Source organism: Nocardia tengchongensis, from assembly GCF_054781395.1.
Window position 1 is genome coordinate 1,640,949 of record NZ_BAAGUM010000006.1, and the last position, 18,125, is coordinate 1,659,073.

The following is an 18,125-nucleotide window of genomic DNA, read 5'->3' on the forward strand; positions in this document are numbered from 1 at the left end:
CGGCATGGGTAGCAGGAGAGCGGTTTTCGCCGGATTGTCGACATTGGATCTCGCCTATGCCGTCGACCGGTATCCCGCCGAGGACTCCAAGACCCAGGCCGCCGACCTGTTCCTGGGCGCGGGCGGACCCGCGGCGAATGCCGCGATCACCTACGCGTTCCTGTCGGGCACAACTCCCGCTCTGGTCACCGCACTGGGCAAACATCCACTGGCGGAACTGATTCGCGGCGATCTGCACCGGCACGGAGTCACCGCCGTGGATCTCACCCCTGACGGCACTCAGCAGCCGCCGGTCTCCTCGATCATCGTGGCCACCGGGGCGGCCACCCGCACCATCGTGTCGCTGGACGGATCCCGCATCCACCCGGGCCTGGACGATACGGCGGCCGACGTGCTCGCGGGCGCTTCGCTGCTGCTGGTCGACGGGCACTATCCCGACCATGCCCTGCGGCTGGCGACGGCCGCGCGGGCCGCGGGCGTGCCGGTGGTGCTGGATGCGGGTCGCTGGCGGCCGGTGCACGCCGACCTGCTGCCGGTGGTGGACATCGCCGTCTGTTCGAGTGTCTTCGTTCCCCCTGGGGTACCGGCTGATTCGGCCGATGCGGTGTTCGACCACCTGCACGCGGCGGGCCCGCGGCTGGTGGCGATCACCGGTGGCGGCGGCCCGATCCGCTATTCGATGCCGGGTGGACGCGGTGAGATCCCCGTCCCCGTCGTGACCGCGATCGACACCCTCGGCGCGGGCGACATCCTGCACGGCGCGTTCTGTCATTTCCACGAGCGCGGCGCGGATTTTCCGGACGCCCTGCGGCTGGCGGCCGCGGTGGCGGGCGCCTCCTGCCGGTTCGTCGGCACCCGGGAGTGGATGCGGCACTTCGATGCTCAGTCGATGCGGTAGCCGCGGCCCGCTTTGCGCAGCACCAGATCGGCTCGGGTGCGGGTGGATTCGACCAGGACGGCGTTGCGCAGGTCGCTGTGGGTCACCTTGCTGCGGGCGGCTTCCGGGGTGCGGCCGCCGCGAATATGTCGGCGCAGCAGTCGTTGTTCGATGATGGGGCGCGGCACGTCCAGGTACCAGGCCTCGTCGAGCTGGGGGCGGACGGCGGCCCAGGCGGGGTCGTCGAGGAGCAGGTAGTTGCCCTCGGTGATCACGATGGTGTGGTGGTCGAAGACGACGCCGCCGGGGACCGGTTCGTGGATGTCGCGGTCGTAGGTGGGCCAGGGGACCGGCGCGCCCGGGGTGGTGTCGCGCAGTGTGCGCAGCAGGGCCACATAGCCTGCGGCGTCGAAGGTCTCGGGTTCGCCCTTGCGGTCGAGGATGCCGGCGGCGCGGAGTTGCGCGTTGGTGAGGTGGAAGCCGTCCATGGGTGCGACGTCGGCGATGGCGGCGCCGGCGGCGAGGTTCAGTTCGTCGCGGATGCCGCGGGCGAGGGTGGATTTGCCCGCGCCGGGCGGGCCCGCGATCCCCAGCAGAAACCGACCGGAATGACCTTCGGCGCGGCGGCGGACACGCGCCGCCAACTCCGCCAGGGAGGTTTCGACACTGCCGCGTATCGCCACCCCCCGAGCCTACGGGGAATCAGTGCCCGCCTTCGGGAATGGCGCGAACCAGCGCCGCCAGATCGGCCTCCAGCATCCGCGACAACCGGTAGATCACCACGAACGCCAGCACCCCGCCCACGCTGAGGATCCGCAGCGGCACGATCACCAGCCCCAGATCCGCGGTCGACACGAAGGTCACGCTGGCCACGCCGAGCAGCGGCACCGAGGCCGCCGCGGCCAGATAGAAATTGCTGCGCCGCGCCAGCGCCGCCAGCTGCCGCCGGTCCGCGTGCCCGACCGAACCGCGCGCCAGCAACTGCGGATACAGCGACCGCACCGCGTACACCATGATGAGGAAGAACGGATAGGCCAGCGCGATGGTCGCGCACACCACCTGCGCGGTGAAGAAATGCGCGAACGCCATCTGCGGCAGGTTCGCTCCCTCCCACGCCAGCGCCAGCGGCCACACGATCCCGGCGATCAGCCACATCACGAACGGCACCCACACCACCCGCTCCCCGATCAGCAGGGTGTCGGAGCGCGCCCGGGCCAGCTGATCCGGTGTGTAGTCGTGCCCGCGCCCCAGCCGATACGACACGGTCAGCGGCCGCCGCGCCAGCCACAACAGCAGCAGCGCCGCCACCGGGAAGGCCGCCAGATTGGTAACCAGCGCCACCTGCTCGAACCGGTGCTGATCCGCCGCCGACAGCTCGTTCACGATGAGGCTCTGGTTGATCTGGATGTTGTACCAACTGGCCAGCGCGTTCGGCAGGCCGACGCACAGCATCGCGATCGGCACCGGCCAGGCCCGCAACCGCGCCCAGAGCGTGTGCGCGGGCGGGTCCACCAGGTCCCGGGCGTCGGGGTCCAGGCACAGGTCCAGCTGCCCGGCCAGCTGAGCGCCGCTCTGCCAGCGCCGGGCGGCGTCGGGGCGCAGGCATTCCAGCAGCACCCGGCGCAGTGTGGCCGGGGTGTCGGGCGGGAGGTCGTCCAGCGCTTCCGGCGGGACACCGGCCATCCGGCGGGCCAGCAGGGCCCGCACCACCTCGGCCCGGTTCGGCGCCGCCCCCGGCTCGGCCTGCTCGGCCTCGACCACCTCGGGGTCGTCGAATGGCAATGTGCCGGTGAGCATTTCCCACAGCACCATACCGAGCGAGTAGATGTCGCTCGGAGATTCCGGCGCCGGCGCGGCCGGATTCAGCAGCGCCGCCAGCGCCTCGGGGGATCGATATCGCAGTGCCCCGGCATCATTCGCGCCCGCGCCGGGTACACCGATGACCCCGGCGCTCCAATACATCGGTCCCAGTGCGAAATCCGCGAGTTTCGGCACGCCCTCGGCCGTGAACAGCACTTTGGCGGGCCGGATGTCGTGGTGCAGCACCCCTTGGCGCTCTCCGTATTCGAGTGCCTCGGCCAGCCGCCGCCCCACCCAGGCGACGGTTTCCGGCCAGCTCAGAGCGGCGATCTCGGTGCGCACCGAAGACCCGGAGACGCGGCTCTCGCCCTTGGCCTCCATGGCGGAATCGATGGCCCGCAGCAGCAGGCCGCCATCGGGCCCGCCGTTCGCGGCGGTACCGCGATGGATCACCCGGCCGGGCTTGTGGCCGTTCCCGGCCGTCGGGGCTTCCCGGTGCAACTGGGCCAGCACGCCCTCGGCGGTGCCGCCGGGCACGTACTGCATGTACAGCAGCCGCAACGGTTTCCCGGTGGTGCCGTCCGCGATCAGCCGCTGGTCGAAGACGCGCACGATGTACTGGTGGTCGAGCTGGGCGACGGTGTCGGTGTCGCTGTCCGCACCCGCCTCCACCCGCACCGCGACCAGTCGTTGCATGGAGCGCTGGCGCGCGAGGAACATGCGGCTGTGCTCGGTGCCGCCGAGGTAGGTGAGCAGGTCGAAATCGTCGAGACGGCGACCGGTCTCGATGCCCTCGGGCAGTACCGGGGGCGGCTGCGGCGGGTTCTCGGCGGTGAAGCGGGCGCGGATCTCGGAGGCGATCTCCGGGTATTCGGCGGTGAAGGTGTCCATGTCGAGCGGCCGGCGGCGACTGCGCGCAACGTATTCCTCGCACACCAGGTCGGCGAAGTCCGGGCTGGCTTCCATCTCCGGGAATTCCTTGCGGTACTCCGCGATCCGCTTCTCCAGGCCGGCGCGCCGCCAGCGCTGCCGCATGTCCACCCGCACCAGGTCGGTGAGGACCTCGAGCCGGACCGCGCGCCCGTCGGGCAGGTAACCGGCCAGGGGCGGGGGTTCGCGGCGGTCGCCGCGCAGGGTGGATTCCCAGTCGGCGGAAAAGCGGGCGAGCGCTCGGGCCGAGAGTTCACTCACGATTCCGCACCCGTATCCGGGCCGGGACCGTTCTCCTGCGCCGACCGGGCCGGCGCCACCACCCGTTCCAGGGCCGCCAGGTCGGCTTCGAGCGCCCGGAAGATGCCGTAGATCAGGACGAAGGCCGCGATGCCGCCGACGCTGAGCACCCGCACCGCGACGATCACGTGCGGAATGTCGTCGGGCGGCAGGAAGGTCACGCCCGCCACCGCCAGCAGCGGCACCGACGCCGCCACCGCCAGATAGGTGGTGCAGCGGCGGCCGAGCCGGTGCAGCCAGACCGCGTCCTCGGCGCTGATGTCGCCGTGCCGCAGGAACATCGGATAGATGCACCGCACCAGATAGAAGGCGACCAGGAAGAACGGATACGCCACCGCCATCGCCCCGCACACCACCAGCGACACCAGGAAGTGCACGACGCCGCGCGCCGGTAGGTCGGTGGCGGTCATGCGCAGCACCAGCGGGAAGGTGAAGCTCGCGACCACCCACAGCGAGAACACCACCAGCGAGATGCGTTCCCCGGCCAGCAGCACGTCCTTGCGCGCTCTGCGTAGCGTCGCCGCGCTGTACTCGCGGCCTTTGCGCAGTCCGCGTGGCACGAAGAGCACATACCGGCACAGATAGGCGATGAGGGCGGTACCGAGCGGGAAGAACACGATGTTCACACCCGAGGTGGTGAGGAAGAAGGTGCGCATGGCCTCGTCGGGCAGGTGGCTGATGATGAAGGCCCGGTTGTGCGCGATGTTGTACAGCGAGGAGAGCGTGTTCGGCACCACCACGGCCAGCGTGACCAGTGGAATCAGCCACGGCCGCAGGCGCATCCGCCAGCTGTGCGGCGGCGGGTCGACCAGGTCGCGGGCGCGTTCGTCCAGGCACATGTCGAGCTGGGTGGCCAGGATCGCGCCGCTGCTCCAGCGTTGGTCGCGGTCGGGTTCGAGGCAGGTGAGCAGCACCCGGCGCAGCGCGGCCGGGCAGTCGGGCGGCACCCGTTCCAGGGCGGCGGTGTCGACGCCGCTGCGGCGGCGGGCCAGCATGGCCTCGAGGGTGGTGCGGTCGCCGTGGTCGCCGGGTCCGGCGGTGGTGTCGTCGAAGGGTTTCGCGCCGGTCAGCAGCTCCCACAGCACCACGCCGAGGGAGAAGATGTCGGCGCGGGTGTCCAGGTCGGCGGCACTGGTGGGGGCCGCCGGATGGCAGGCTTCCAGCTGTTCCGGGGACATGTAGGACAGCGAACCACCGAAGTAGGAGACCGGGCTGGAACTGTCCAGATTGCGGCTGAAACTGATATTGAAATCAGCCAGCTTCGGTACCGCCTCGGCGGTGAGCAGCACATTGGCGGGCTTCACGTCGCGGTGCAGCACCCCGTGCGAGTCCGCGTAGTCCAGCGCCTCGGCCAGCCGACGGCCCAGCCACGCCACGGTTTCCGGCCAGCTCAGTCCGGCCAGTTCGGCGCGCACGCTGGAGTCGGTGGGCCGGATCTCGCCCTTCTGCTCCATGGCGGCGTCCACCGCGTCCAGCAGCAGTTTCCCGCTGCGTTCCGCGGGCGGGGTGGCCCGCACCCAGCGCAGCACGCCGAGCAGGGTGCCACCGGGCAGGAACTGCATGTACAGCAGCCGCAGCCGGCGCCCGGATTCGGTGCGCAGGTCCGACAGCAGCCGCTGGTCGAAGACGCGCACGATGTAGTCGTGGTCGAGCTGGGCCAGAGTCTGCGGCTCGGTGCCGTGGTCGGCGGAGATCTTCACCGCGACCAGGCGTTGCAGCGAGCGCTGCCGGGCCAGGAAGACGCGGGCGAACGCGCCGGAGCCGAGACTGGTCAGCAGATCGAAATCGTCGATGCGCTGGCCGATCTCGATGCGGTCGAGCAGCGTGCCGGTATCGGGCGTGGTGATGCCGCCGCCGGTGACCCGGGTGGGGTCGGCCGGGTCGGAGATCAGCTGCGAGGGGTCCTCGTACTGGGTCAGCTCGCCGCTGTCGGGCACCCGGGTGGTGTCGCCCTCGAGCGGCGGCGGGGTGCGGGTGGTGGCGTCGATCCGGGTCGATTCGGAGTCGTCGAGCCAGACGCCGCGGGTGGACTCGTCGAACTCGAAGTCACCGCGGGTGGATTCGTCCGGCCCGGCCCGGCGGGTGCTCTGGTCCTCGTCGTCGTCGATGAGCAGCTGCCGCAGGGCGCCCGCCTGATCCGGGTACTCGCGCAGGCAGTCGCGCGGGTCCACCCGCTCCCCGCTGTGGCGGCGGATGACGAACTCCTCGTAGACCAGCCCGGCGGGCAGGTCGCGCACGGTGAGCTCGGGGAATTCGGCGCTGTAGTCGGCCAGCCGTTTCGGCGGGGACGCGTCCGCGTCCGAACGGCGCAGCCATCGATGCCGCATGTCGACGCGAATGAGCTCGATCAGCGCGCCGCGGCGCAGGGTGCCGGCATCGGGCAGATAGTCGGCGATCAGGGGTGGAGCTGCAGCGGTATCCCACGCGGCCGCGAACGCGGCGACCGCAGTCGATTCGGTTCCGGCAGAGAACGCGCCGGAACGGTGGTCGGAACCAGAAGCCATGTCCGCACCCATCTGGCTCGGCGCGGATTCGTCGATCCGCACGGTCGATCCCAGGATGTCGTGGATTCTGAGATTCGGACAAAGAAACCGCCACACCCGACACCATCATCCCCGACCAATAGCCGGAATGATAACTTGCGGCTCACGAGCGGATCACCCGATTTCGATACGACGCGACGGGGGAAGACCAGCATGTACGACGAGGGCACGGCCTTGGCGGCTGGGATCGCCGACGCCGGCACCACCGAGGACGTGGCGGTGGCAGTCACCGGGCGGGACAGGGGAGACAAAGTGGCCGATTCCGACAATGCACCCGAGCGTCCCGCCGTGGACCTGACCACGGCCATCGGCGTCGCCACCGCCGTGCAGAACGGCTCGCTATCCCCCGAGGACGCCGTCGAAGCCGCCCTGACCCGGATCCGCGGGCGGGACCGGAAGCTGAACGCCTTCAGCCTGGTTCGCGAGGAAGCCGCCCGCGCCGAGGCCCGCGCCGTCGCCGAACGCGCCGATCTGGACATGCTGCCGCTGGCGGGGGTGCCGATCGCGGTCAAGAACAACATCGACGTGGCCGGCGAGGTGACCCGCGGCGGCTCGCTGGCCGGGTCCGACGAGGCCGCCGGCGACGATCACCCCGTCGTGCGGCGGCTGCGGGCCGCGGGCGCGGTGGTCGTCGGCCTCACCCACATGCCGGAGTTCGGGCTGTGGGGCGTCACCGACGAGCCGGGCAGCATCACCCGCAGCCCGTGGAACACCCGCTACTCGGCGGGCGGTTCGTCGGGCGGTTCCGGCGCGGCCGTCGGCTCGGGCATGGTGCCGATCGCGCACGGCAACGACGGGCTCGGCTCGGTGCGCATTCCGGCCGCCTGCTGCGGCGTGGTCGGTCTCAAGCCCGGCCGCGGTCTGGTGCCCGCCGAGGTGGGTCTCGACGCCTGGGGCGGAATGACCGAAAACGGCGTTCTCGCAACGACTGTCGCCGACACCGCGCTCATGCTGTCGGTGCTCGCGGACCGTCCCGATCTGGCCGACCTGGACACGCCGCAGACGCTGCGCATCGGTCTGGCGACCGGGGCGCCGGTGCCGCTCACCCACGTCGACCTGGCCTGGACCGCCGCCGCCGACAAGGCCGCGGCGGCCGCGTCGCTGGCCGGGCACATCATCGGCGTGGCCGAACTCCCTTACCAGGGCGTGACTTTCGCGCTGCTGCTGCGCTGGCTGGCCAATGCCGCCCGCGAGGCCGCGATCGTCGCGCACCCGGAGCGGCTGCAGCGGCGCACCCGGACGCACGTCGCGCTGGGCAACGCGGTGCTGAAGTCCGGGCTGCTGCGCGCGTCGCAGGTCGACCGGGTCGAGGCCCGGCTGCTGGACTACTTCGAGCGCTACGACGTGGTCATCACACCCACCCTGGCCACCTCGGCGCCGCGCGCCCGCCGCTGGCATTCGCGCCCGTGGCCGGCGAATGTGCTTGCCAACGTGAAGTTCTCGCCGTTCACGCCGCTGTGGAATCTGGTCGGCTGGCCGGCCATCTCCATTCCGATGGGCCTGCACCCGCGTTCCGGCACGCCGGTCGCGGCGCAGATCGCGGGACCGCCCGGAAGCGAGTCCACCATCCTGCGGCTGGCCGCGCAGATCGAGGCCGCGCACCCCTGGCAGCGCGTCGTCTCCTGACCCGACCGTCCCCGGACGCAGAGCAGCGCCGCGTCACCGAGTGACGCGGCGCTGTTCTTTCGTGTCGATCCCGCACCTCGTTGTGCCCGATCGCACACTGCCCCGCACGGGCCGCGGCAACCTCCGACCCACCGCCGCCGCCCGTTCGGACGAATCGTGCCGGCCTAGACGGCCGCGAGGGGCTCCTGCTCGGCGAAGCCGCCGTCTAGGACACGGGCCGCGAACTCGAGAATGGTCGGGCGGTCGTCGTCGGCACGCCAGGCGACCGCGAGTTCGCACGGGGCGAGGCCGGTCACCGGGCGGGCGGTCAGGCCCGGCCAGCGGTACATGGGGACATTGTTCTCGGCCAGCAGGCAGACGCCCAGGCCGAGGCTGACCGCCTCGAGGCGTTCCTCGGCGGTGGCGGCTTCCGCCCCGATCCGGGCCTGGCGGCCGGCGCGGGCGTCGGAGCCGAGCCAGAAGTCGCGGGCCGCACCGGCTTCGGCGGGCATGGCGACGAAGGGCTCGTCGAGCAGGTCGGCGAAGTCGATGCTCTCCTGTCCGGCCAGCGCGTGGTTCTCCGGCAGCAGTACCCAGCGCGGCTCCGTGCGCAGCACCTGCCACCGGTAGCGGCTGGTGTCGGGTACGGGCAGCCACATCAGCGCCAGGTCCGCCTGGCGGCCTGCCAGGCCACTGGACGGGTCGGTCCAGGACGCGGAGTGCAGGGCGAGCCGGTGGCCGCTGGCGCTCTCCAGATCCGTGATCAGGCCGCGCCCGATGGAGGACTGGATGCCGACGCGCAGCACCTCACCGGCCTCCTGCAGGGCGACATTGGTGACTTCCCAGAGCTCCAGGATCTTCCGGGCGCCTTCGAGCAGTTCCTTGCCGGCGACGGTCAGGGCCACGCTGCGCTGGTTGCGGTCGAACAGCACGACGTCCAGCTGGCGTTCCAGCTGCCGGATCTGTCGTGACAGGGTGGGTTGAGCGATGTGCAGCCGTTGCGCCGCGTTGGTGAAATGCAGTTCCTCAGCGACGGCGACGAAATACCGCAGGTCGCGCAAATGCGGGTCCATAGCCCCTTGCTATCAGAATCGGTCTTGATTTTCCAGCCGAATCTGACCCGGAAGTTTGCAACAGGATCAGAAAACAGCCGTCAGGTTTGTTACAGACAGCATAGGGCTCCAATGAAACATTCCGTTAACCGGACCCGCGAATTCTTGGCCATTTACCAGCACTCGGCCGCGAGCACCCGAACGGACACTTGACCAGCATTGATTCACGATCGTGTTCGATCCGCGACCCGAAAGCGATCCGGACGCTGACCTTCAGCAACAACACTCCGCCCCGGCCCGCGGCCGAAACCGGCCGCTCGAGTGAGTTTGGTCACATCAAGGCCGAAGGCCGCCTCCCATAGTGGAAGGCGGCCTTCGTTCAGAACCGGTGCGACGTCGGTTACTCCCCGCCGTAGACCTTCGGATCCAAGGTGCCGATGTAGGGCAGATCGCGGTACCGCTCGGCGTAGTCGAGGCCGTAGCCGACCACGAACTCGTTCGGGATGTCGAAGCCGACGGCCATCACGTCCACCTGGGTGCGCAGCGCGTCGGGCTTGCGCAGCAGCGTCACCACCTCGAGCGAGGCCGGGTTGCGGCTGGACAGGTTGCGCAGCAGCCACGACAGCGTCAGACCGGAGTCGATGATGTCCTCGACGATCAGCACGTTGCGCCCGGCGATGTCCTTGTCCAGGTCCTTCATGATGCGCACCACACCCGAGGACGAGGTCGAGGAGCCGTACGACGAGACGGCCATGAACTCCATCTGCGTCGGCACGGTGAGCTTCTTGGCCAGATCGGTCATGAAGAAGATCGCGCCCTTGAGTACGCCCACCAGCAGCAGGTCGCCCTCGGGAGCGTCGGCGGGATAGCGCTTGGCGACCAGTTCGGCCAGTTCCTCGACCTTGGCGGCGATCTGGTCTTCGCTGATCAGCACCGACGCGATGTCGTCCCCGTACACGTCCGCTGGTTTCCCTTCAGTCGACCCGACTGTGAATCTTTCAAAAAAAGCGGGTTCACTCCGACCCGAGTATGAGCCTGCCATGTTCACGCGCGGCAACCAACCTCGTCCCACTGGGCGAACCTCCCACCGCGACGCCGCCCTGCCCACGCCACCGCGTGACCAGCGCTTCCACCGCACGTAAATTGCTGTCCGTCAATGATTTCGCGCCACGCTCGAGCAGCCACGCGCGAATGACGCGGCGGCGGATCGCAGGCTGCGCAGTGGCGAGCGTCTCGATTCCGAGCCCGTCCCCCGCCCGCGCGGCCGCCAGCAACTCCCCGGCGAGCGCGTCCAGCACCGCGGAGTCCTCCCGCAGCTGCGCCGCGGTCCGGGCCAGCGCCTCGGCCACCCCGCCCCCGAGCACCTCCTCCAGCAGCGGCAGCACTTCCCCGCGCAGCCGCACCCGGGTGAACTCCGGTGCGCTGTTGTGCGGATCCTCCCAAGCCTCGAGCCCGAGCTCCGCGCACAACTCCCGGGTCAACTGCCGCCGCACCCCGAGCAGCGGCCGCCCCCACGGCTCCGAGAACTCCGCCATCCCCCGAATCGACCGCGCCCCCGACCCTCGCCCGAGCCCGAGCAGCACGGTCTCGGCCTGATCGTCGAGGGTGTGCCCGAGCAGCACGGGCAATCCCTGCCGCGCGGCCCGCAGCGCGTCGTAGCGCGCCCGCCGGGCCGCCGCCTCCGGTCCACCCGGGAACCCGCCTCCCAGCGGAGTCTGGGGCTCGGCATCCGGCCCGTCCGCATCCGGTTCGGCGGTCGACTGCCCGTTCATCCGATCCGCCACCGCGGCCGACCCGTTGCGCTCGACGCGGACGCGCAATACCTGGGCTGACCGGCAGCCCAGTCGCAGTGCCGTGGCGGCGGCGCGGTCCGCGACCTCGCCGGATCCCGCCTGCAGTCCGTGATCGACGATCAGTGCGTCCACCACATCGGCTTCGGCGCAGGCGGCGGCGGTCAGCGCCAGGGAGTCCGCGCCACCGGAGAGGGCCACGCAGACCACGCCGTCGGGGGCGTAGCGGCCCAGCCATTCCCGGACGGCCCGGCGCAGCTCCAGCGCGGCGCGCGTCTCGGGTAGTCGGGGCCGATCGTTCACGCCCCGATCGTCGCACGCGGGCGCGCGGCAGCGGCGTGCGGCGAGCATTCCTGCCGGGTACGTCCCGAATTCCGGCGCGGCGCAAGCGCTCCCGTGCGGCGCGGCGGCTCAGCCGAGGACGCGGGTGACCCAGCGCTGCGGATCGCCGATCTCGTCGGTGCGGGGCAGGGTTTCGGGATCGGTCCAGATGGTGTTGAAGCGGGCCATGCCGACGGTGTCGACCACTTCGTCGACGAACGCCTTGCCGCGCACGTACTGGGCCACCTTGGCGTCCATGCCGAGCAGCGCGCGCAACAGTCGCTGGATGGGGTTGGCGGGCCGCTTGCGCCGTTGATCGAAGGCGGCGCGGATGCGGGCGACCGAGGGGACGACCGCGGGGCCGACGGCGTCCATGACGTGGTCGGCGTGCCCCTCCAGGAGAGTGCCGAGCATGAGTAGTCGGTCCAGGGCCGCGCGCTGCGGTTCGGACTGGGTGGCGCGCAGCAGACCGATGACACCGCCCGCGGGGTCCTCGACGCCACGGCGGCGGTCCTTCACCGCTTCGGCGAGCCGGGCCAGGATATCGGCCAGGGGTTCGTCGCCCGCCGCGCCGAGGGTGTCGACATTGCTGCGCATGTAGCCGGCGATCCATGGGGCGGAAGAGAATTGGACCCGGTGGGTGACCTCGTGCAGGCACACCCAGAGCCGGAAGTCGCTGGGCGGCACGCCGAGTGCGCGTTCCACCGCCATGATGTTGGGCGCGACCAGCAGCAGCGTCCCGTCTGGCCCGGTGAAGGGGTCGTACTGGCCGAGGATGGCGGTGGACAGGAACGCCAGCATCGCCCCGGCCTGCATCCCGGCCGGCTTGCCGACGAGTTTGCCCTTCTCGCCGGGTTCGATGCCGCTGCCGGTGAGCTGGGACATGGAGTCGGCGGCGGCCCGGATCCAGCCGGGCCGGTCCACGATCAGCGCGTCGGGCACCACCGATCCATCGTCGAGCCCACTGACCTCACGCACCGGTCCTTCGGCGCGCACCGAGGCCGCCGCGAGCTCGGCGACGGCCCGCTCGGCCGAGTAGCGGGAGGTGCGGGGCCCGGCGGGCACCAGCGCCGCGCCGGTGCGGGCGGCCATGTTCCAGTCGACCGATCCGGTCAGCATGGTGCGAGTGCGCGCGGGCGCGGTGGGGTTCTCGGATCCGGTCATGTTCATCCACCCGTCAGGAGCAGCCACAGTTGCGCAGTGCGTTGGCGACGGCGTCCAGCGCGGGTCGGCTCACCTCCGGCGGCCGATCGTTCGACATGAGCGCGAACGTCAGGACCCGTCCGTCACGGTCCAGCACATATCCGACCAACGCACTCGATACGGACAGAGTTCCGGTTTTGGCGCGAATCCAACCCGCGCCCTCACGATCGCGATCCACATAGCGGCTCGCCAGCGAGCCGGTGCCGCCCGCGACCGGCAGATAGTCCAACAGCGGCGCCAGCGGGGAGCCGGGGGTGGTGACCGCGGCCGGGTCGGCGGTCGAATTATCTTGCGGAGCAGCGCCGTTGGGCAGCGCGGCGACCGTCAGCACCCGGTTGAGCAGGCGCGGCGGAATCCGGTCGTCGGTCGAGAGTCCGCTGTTGTCGGCCATCTTCAGGCCGGTCAGGTCGAATCCGGCGGCCTGCAGCACGGTGTTGAGCGCGGTCACCGCGCCGGTGAAGGAGGCTTCCTGCCCGCCGGCCACCGCGACCTCGCGGCCGATGGCCTCGGCCAGCACGTTGTCGGAGTGCACCATGGCCTGCAGCAGGCGGTCCCGCAGCGGCGCGGACTGCACCGCGGCCAGCTGGGTGGCGCTCACGGGCGCGTTGCCCGCCTTCACCTTGGCGGGGTCCACGCCCAGTTCGGCGGCCAGTTTGCGGCCCGCGTCGAGGGCGGGAGTGGCTGTGCGGGGCGAGTATTCGACGAGCGGGTCGAGGCGGCCGCCGTCGATCATCACCGCGTCCATGGGCGCGATGGAGCCGCCCCCGATGTCGGCGGCGTCCCAGCCGGGCGCGAAGTTCGGCCCGGGGTAGGCGGAGGTGTCGACGGTGATCGAGTCGACCCGCTGCCCGGTGGCCTTGATCTGGGCGACCAGGTCCTGCAGGCGCGGCGCGTCCGGGTAGTAGCCCTTGCCATCGGGCTGAGCGGTGATGGTGGGGTCGCCGCCGCCGACCAGCACGATCTCGCCGGGCGCCGAGCCGGTCACCACCTTGGTGGTCACCCGGTGGTCGTCGGGCAGGGTCAGCAGGGCGGCCGCGACGGTCAGGATCTTGGCGGTGGACGACGGGATCATGGCCTTGTCGGCGTCCATGGCCCACAGCACCTTGCCGGTGTCGCCGTCGGACACCGACGCGGCGAAGGCGCCCAGGTCGGGGTTACCGACCACAGGCGCGAGTGCGGCGGTCAGACCGTGCGTGCTGGCCGCGGGCGCGGTCACCGGAGCCGGCGCGACCTGCGGGATCGGTTTCACGGGCGCGGGCGGGTCGGCGATCGTCAAGCCCCCGTGCTGGAACTCCTCGGTCCAGGGCTTCAGGATCAGCACCACGGCCGTCGCGGCCACCAGCATGACGACCAGCACCGATGACACCGCGATCCAGGTTCTGCGGCGCCGCTTGGCCTCCAGACCACCGATGTTCTGCTTGTTCCGACCAAACACCTGCCGCTGTCTCCCTGATACCTGTGGTGGGGCTGATGGCTCTACCGCGGTCCACACTATCCTCGTTGCGCAGTCGTTCCCCCGAACGTGCTGGCGAGTCGGCAGCCTTACCGCCCACCGAAGAAGGAGATGACGTGGAGTTCGACGTCACCATCGAGATCCCCCGGGGTCAGCGCAACAAGTACGAGGTCGATCACGAGACCGGACGCGTGCGGCTGGACCGCTACCTGTACACCCCGATGATGTACCCGGCCGACTACGGCTACATCGAGAACACCCTGGGCGGCGACGGCGACCCGCTGGACTGCATGGTCCTGCTGCCCGAGCCGGTGTTCCCGGGTGTGCTGGTCGAGGCCCGCCCGGTCGGCGTGCTCATCATGAGCGACGAGGCCGGCACCGACGAGAAGCTGGTCGCGGTCCCCAACAAGGACAAGCGCTGGGACCACATCCAGGACGTCGAGGACATCCCGGAGTTCCAGCGCAAGGAGATCGCGCACTTCTTCGAGCGCTACAAGGACCTGGAGCCCGGCAAGTGGGTCAAGGTCGAGGGCTGGGAGGGCCGCGAGAAGGCCGAGAAGCTGGTCGACGAGGCCTACGCCCGTCTGCAGGAGCAGGGCGGCCACTGAGGTCACGCTGAGTGAGGGGCGGCACGGATTCCGTGCCGCCCCTTCGCTTTACTCGGGGACGGTATCGAGTCCCGCGGTGGTGCGGAGGGGAACTTCCTTCCAGAACACCACCAGCACCAGCGCCACGAAGGCGACCGCGGAGGTCGTCAGGAACACCGTGGACAGCGATTCCGCGAATCCGACCTTGAACGGGTGCGCCAAGACCGGATTCAGCTTCTGAATGATCGAACTGTCCTGCAACACGCTCTGCGCCGCCGAAGTGTCGTGGTGCAGGAATCCCTGCGCCAGTGCCATATCCGCCGGATTTCCGTCGTGCGCGGCGTCGACCACGGCCTTCTGGAAATTCGGGTCGGCGCCGGACGCCTCCAGCTGAGCGCGAATATTGGGCCCCAGCCGGTCGAACAGGATGGACAGGAATACCGCGGCGCCCAGGGTGCCGCCGATCTGCCGGAAGAAGGTGGCCGACGCGGTGGAGACGCCCATATCCTTGGGCGGCAACGCATTCTGCAAGGCCACGATGAGCGGCTGCATGAGATTGCCGAGCCCGAATCCCACGCACAGCATGAACAGCACCACGATCCAGAACGCGGTGTCGGCTTTCAAATAGTGCAGCAGGAATAGTCCGAGGGTGATCATGGCCGCGCCGAGCAGCGTGTAGATCCGGTAATGCCCGGTGCGCGAGATCAATTGGCCCGACAGCACCGAACCGATCATCATCCCCAGCACCATGGGGATCATCTGCAATCCGCCCAGCATCGGGCTCGCGCCCCGGTCGGCCTGCAAATACTGGGGCAGCAGCAGGATTCCGCCGAACATGCCCGCGCCGACCACGAACGAGATGACCACGCCCAGGGCGAAGGTGCGATTGGCGAAGATGCGCAACGGGATCAGCGCCGCGTCCCCCAGTGCGCGCTCGATCAGCACGAAGGCGGCGATGCCGAGCGCGCCGACCAGGTAGCAGGCCAGGGCTCGCCCGCTGCTCCACCCCCATTCGCGGCCCTGCTGGGCCACGATCAACAGCGGGCTCATGGCGACGATCAGCGCCAGCGCGCCCCAATAGTCCACGCGGTCACGGGATTTCTCCCGCGGCGGCAACCGCAGCACCCGGGTCACCACGACCAGCGTGAACAGTCCGATGGGCACGTTCACCAGGAACACCCACCGCCAGCCCGCGATCCCCAGAATGCTGTGCTGTCCCGCGAACAGCCCGCCCAGCACCGGCCCGATCACGCTGGAGGTGCCGAACACGGCCAGGAAATACCCTTGGTACCTGGACCTTTCGCGTGGGCTCACGATATCGCCGACGATGGTCAGCGCCAGCGACATGAGCCCGCCCGCGCCCAGCCCCTGCAGCGCCCGGAACACCGCCAGCTCGTACATGGACTGCGCGAACGTGCACAGCAGCGAGCCGGTCACGAAGATGGTGATGGAGGCCAGGTAGAAGGGCTTGCGCCCGTACATGTCCGAGAGCTTGCCGTAGAGCGGCGTGGCGAGGGTCGCGGTGATCAGGTACGCGGTGGTCGCCCAGGCTTGCAGCGAATACCCGTTCAGGTCATCGGCGATGGTGCGGATCGCGGTGGACACGATGGTCTGATCGAGCGCCGCGAGCAGAATGCCCAGCAGCAGCCCGGACAGGATCACCAGGATCTGCCGATGGGTGAAGCCGCCCTCGCCGGTCGACGCGCTCACTTCGGATGTCGCCATGCCAAACCTCCAGCCCCCGCCAAAAACGATAGGCCGGGAACCGGAGGTATGGGGTCCTTTTATGGGTTGTAACCCGAAGGGGTTACTTGCCTTTGAACTGCGGGTCGCGCTTCTCGAAGACGGCCTGGATGGCCTCGGTCAGGTCCTCGGACGGCAGGAACGCCGAGTTCCACGCGGACACGTAGCGCAGCCCGTCCGCGATCTTCCCGCGCTTGGGCTGATCCAGCACGTCCTTGATGCCCTGCACGACCAGCGGCGGGTTGGCCGCGATCTCGCGCGCCATCGCGTAGGCGGCGTCCAGCACGGCCTCCTGGTCGGCGTACACGTCGTTGACCAGGCCGATCTTCTCGGCGCGGGCCGCGTCGATGTCCTTGCCGGTGTAGGCGAGCTCGCGGACATGGCCTTCGCCGATGATGCCGGGCAGTCGGTGCAGCGAGCCGATGTCGGCGACGATGGCCACCTTGGCCTCACGCAGGCTGAACTTGGCATCGGCGCTGGCCAGGCGGACGTCGGCGGCCGCGATCAGGTCCAGCCCGCCGCCGATGCACCACCCGGAGATGGCCGCGATGACCGGCTTCACGCAGTCGGCGACCGCGGTCACCGAGTCCTGCATGCCGCGCACGTGCTTGAGGAAGTCGGTGCGCGGGCCGGCGAGGGCCTTGTCGGCCAGCAGCGGCCCGAACAGCGGGCTCATGGCCGGCAGGTCCAGTCCGTAGGAGAAATGCTTGCCCGAGCCGGTGAGCACGATGGCCCGGACGTCGGGGTCGGCGTCGAGTTCGCCGAAGATGAGCGGCAGCTCACGCCAGAAGTCGGGGCCCATGGCATTGCCCTTGCCAGGACCGGTGAGCGTCACCGTCGCGATGTGGTCCTTGCTTTCGACTTCGAAAGCCTTCCATTCGGTCATTGGTCCAGCGTATAGGGGTTACCCGCGAGTAGGTTGGCCGGTGTAAACGCTGTGCTAAATCTGCTGCGTCCCAGCGTTTTCACGGCACCCGGAGGTGGACGATTATCGCGTCCGCACAAACTGTTCCTCCTGTGTGTGAGGTCACGATGATGCACCACGGAATCGGCCTCGACCGCTTCAACACCCTCCCCCGCCGTCGCGCGATTCATGCCCTGTACGAATGCTGCTGCAATGTCACCTGGGCCCAGAAGATCGCTGACGGCCGCCCCTACCCGGGCCACGCCGCACTCCAGACGGCGGCGGCGGCGGAACTGCGCGCCATGTCCGCCGTCGATCTGGAACGGGTCTTCGATTCCTGTGCACACCAGCCGGTTTCGGAGCGCACCGTCGCCGAGCTGGCCCCGATCGTGTACGACCGCCTCACCACCATGCTGGGCCCCGAGGAGGGCTATCCCGACTACTGATCCCCCGCGCATCCACCGCAATCGCTCTACCCTGGTTGCCATGCGCAGGTCCCTGCCACCGGTCGCGTCGAAGGTTTCCGACACCTTGATCGCGCGCGGCCATCACGGGGTGATCATCACCCAGCCCACGCCCACCCCCACCGCGCGCGATGCCGCCGACGCGGTCGGCGTCACCATCGGGGCCATCACCAAGTCGCTGGTGTTCCTGCTCGACGACGATCCCGTGCTGCTGCTCGTCTCCGGCGCACACCAGGTGAACCTGTCCCGCACCGGGCAGCGCCTGGAGGGCACGCTCAGCCGGGCGCCCGCGGACATGGTGAAGGAGGTGACGGGCCAGCCCATCGGCGGCGTGGCACCGCTCGGCCACCCCACCAACCTGCCCACTTTCGTCGACAACGCCCTGGCGCAGTATCGGGAGCTGTGGGCGGCGGGCGGGCATCCGAACACCCTGTTCCGCACGACCTTCGGGGAGCTGGTGCGGATCACCGCGGGCCTGGCCATCGACGTGGACTGAGCGCCGCCACCACGGGGTTTGCGAGTGCGCGGAATAATCGGGCACTCGACCACGTAG

At 69.8% G+C, this 18,125-nt stretch carries 15 protein-coding genes; 5 read left to right on the forward strand and 10 right to left on the reverse strand.

What is annotated here, in order from left to right; all coding sequences use genetic code 11:
* Nucleotides 1-4 precede the first annotated feature (4 nt).
* Entirely contained in the window at nt 5-898 is an 894-nt protein-coding gene (locus tag ACYVKL_RS18535) for a PfkB family carbohydrate kinase (protein WP_379164922.1), read from the forward strand.
* Here ACYVKL_RS18535 and ACYVKL_RS18540 read toward each other — a convergent pair.
* Genes ACYVKL_RS18540 through ACYVKL_RS18550 form a run of 3 tightly spaced genes read right to left on the reverse strand, consistent with a single transcriptional unit; the run spans nt 883 to nt 6,411 of the window.
* Nucleotides 883-1,560, reverse strand: coding sequence for a nucleoside/nucleotide kinase family protein (locus ACYVKL_RS18540; RefSeq protein WP_343223307.1), 678 nt, complete (start codon nt 1,558-1,560; stop codon nt 883-885). The genes ACYVKL_RS18535 and ACYVKL_RS18540 overlap by 16 nt on opposite strands.
* A 19-nt stretch (nt 1,561-1,579) precedes the next feature.
* Nucleotides 1,580-3,868 (reverse strand): protein kinase domain-containing protein, encoded by a 2,289-nt coding sequence (locus ACYVKL_RS18545; protein ID WP_379164925.1) that lies wholly within the window; start codon nt 3,866-3,868, stop codon nt 1,580-1,582.
* Nucleotides 3,865-6,411, reverse strand: a complete 2,547-nt coding sequence (locus tag ACYVKL_RS18550) for a serine/threonine-protein kinase (RefSeq protein WP_379165783.1) — start codon at nt 6,409-6,411, stop codon at nt 3,865-3,867. The genes ACYVKL_RS18545 and ACYVKL_RS18550 overlap by 4 nt, the downstream gene beginning before the upstream one ends.
* Nucleotides 6,412-6,603: 192 nt before the next feature.
* On the opposite strand from ACYVKL_RS18550, the gene ACYVKL_RS18555 reads away from it, so the two are divergent.
* The gene (locus tag ACYVKL_RS18555; RefSeq protein ID WP_379164927.1) at nt 6,604-8,076 is read left to right on the forward strand and encodes an amidase; all 1,473 of its coding nucleotides are present in this window, start codon (nt 6,604-6,606) and stop codon (nt 8,074-8,076) included.
* Nucleotides 8,077-8,240: 164 nt separating this feature from the next.
* Here ACYVKL_RS18555 and ACYVKL_RS18560 read toward each other — a convergent pair whose 3' ends face one another.
* From ACYVKL_RS18560 to dacB, 5 genes are all read right to left on the reverse strand, one after another.
* Nucleotides 8,241-9,128 (reverse strand): LysR family transcriptional regulator, encoded by an 888-nt coding sequence (locus ACYVKL_RS18560; protein WP_213559015.1) that lies wholly within the window; start codon nt 9,126-9,128, stop codon nt 8,241-8,243.
* Between the two features lie 379 nt (nt 9,129-9,507).
* Nucleotides 9,508-10,065, reverse strand: a complete 558-nt coding sequence (gene hpt / locus ACYVKL_RS18565) for a hypoxanthine phosphoribosyltransferase (protein ID WP_213559014.1) — start codon at nt 10,063-10,065, stop codon at nt 9,508-9,510.
* Nucleotides 10,066-10,120: 55 nt separating this feature from the next.
* Complete coding sequence (locus tag ACYVKL_RS18570) at nt 10,121-11,248, reverse strand: tRNA lysidine(34) synthetase (protein ID WP_379164930.1); 1,128 nt, start codon at nt 11,246-11,248, stop codon at nt 10,121-10,123.
* Nucleotides 11,249-11,308: 60 nt separating this feature from the next.
* The gene (locus tag ACYVKL_RS18575; RefSeq protein WP_379164932.1) at nt 11,309-12,382 is read right to left on the reverse strand and encodes a zinc-dependent metalloprotease; all 1,074 of its coding nucleotides are present in this window, start codon (nt 12,380-12,382) and stop codon (nt 11,309-11,311) included.
* 13 nt (nt 12,383-12,395) lie between these two features.
* On the reverse strand, nt 12,396-13,856 hold the full coding sequence (gene dacB, locus ACYVKL_RS18580; protein ID WP_379164934.1) for a D-alanyl-D-alanine carboxypeptidase/D-alanyl-D-alanine endopeptidase: 1,461 nt from the start codon (nt 13,854-13,856) through the stop codon (nt 12,396-12,398).
* 134 nt (nt 13,857-13,990) lie between these two features.
* Here dacB and ppa point away from each other — a divergent pair, with 134 nt between their 5' ends.
* Complete coding sequence (gene ppa / locus ACYVKL_RS18585) at nt 13,991-14,482, forward strand: inorganic diphosphatase (RefSeq protein WP_357190166.1); 492 nt, start codon at nt 13,991-13,993, stop codon at nt 14,480-14,482.
* 48 nt (nt 14,483-14,530) lie between these two features.
* Here ppa and ACYVKL_RS18590 read toward each other — a convergent pair whose 3' ends face one another.
* Both ACYVKL_RS18590 and ACYVKL_RS18595 read right to left on the reverse strand, forming a co-directional pair.
* Nucleotides 14,531-16,186, reverse strand: coding sequence for an MDR family MFS transporter (locus ACYVKL_RS18590; protein WP_379164937.1), 1,656 nt, complete (start codon nt 16,184-16,186; stop codon nt 14,531-14,533).
* Nucleotides 16,187-16,268: 82 nt separating this feature from the next.
* Complete coding sequence (locus tag ACYVKL_RS18595; RefSeq protein WP_379164939.1) at nt 16,269-17,090, reverse strand: crotonase/enoyl-CoA hydratase family protein; 822 nt, start codon at nt 17,088-17,090, stop codon at nt 16,269-16,271.
* Between the two features lie 149 nt (nt 17,091-17,239).
* On the opposite strand from ACYVKL_RS18595, the gene ACYVKL_RS18600 reads away from it, so the two are divergent.
* On the forward strand, nt 17,240-17,554 hold the full coding sequence (locus tag ACYVKL_RS18600) for a 2-oxo-4-hydroxy-4-carboxy-5-ureidoimidazoline decarboxylase (protein ID WP_460772262.1): 315 nt from the start codon (nt 17,240-17,242) through the stop codon (nt 17,552-17,554).
* 40 nt (nt 17,555-17,594) lie between these two features.
* Nucleotides 17,595-18,068, forward strand: a complete 474-nt coding sequence (locus ACYVKL_RS18605) for a YbaK/EbsC family protein (protein WP_357190161.1) — start codon at nt 17,595-17,597, stop codon at nt 18,066-18,068.
* Nucleotides 18,069-18,125 lie beyond the last annotated feature (57 nt).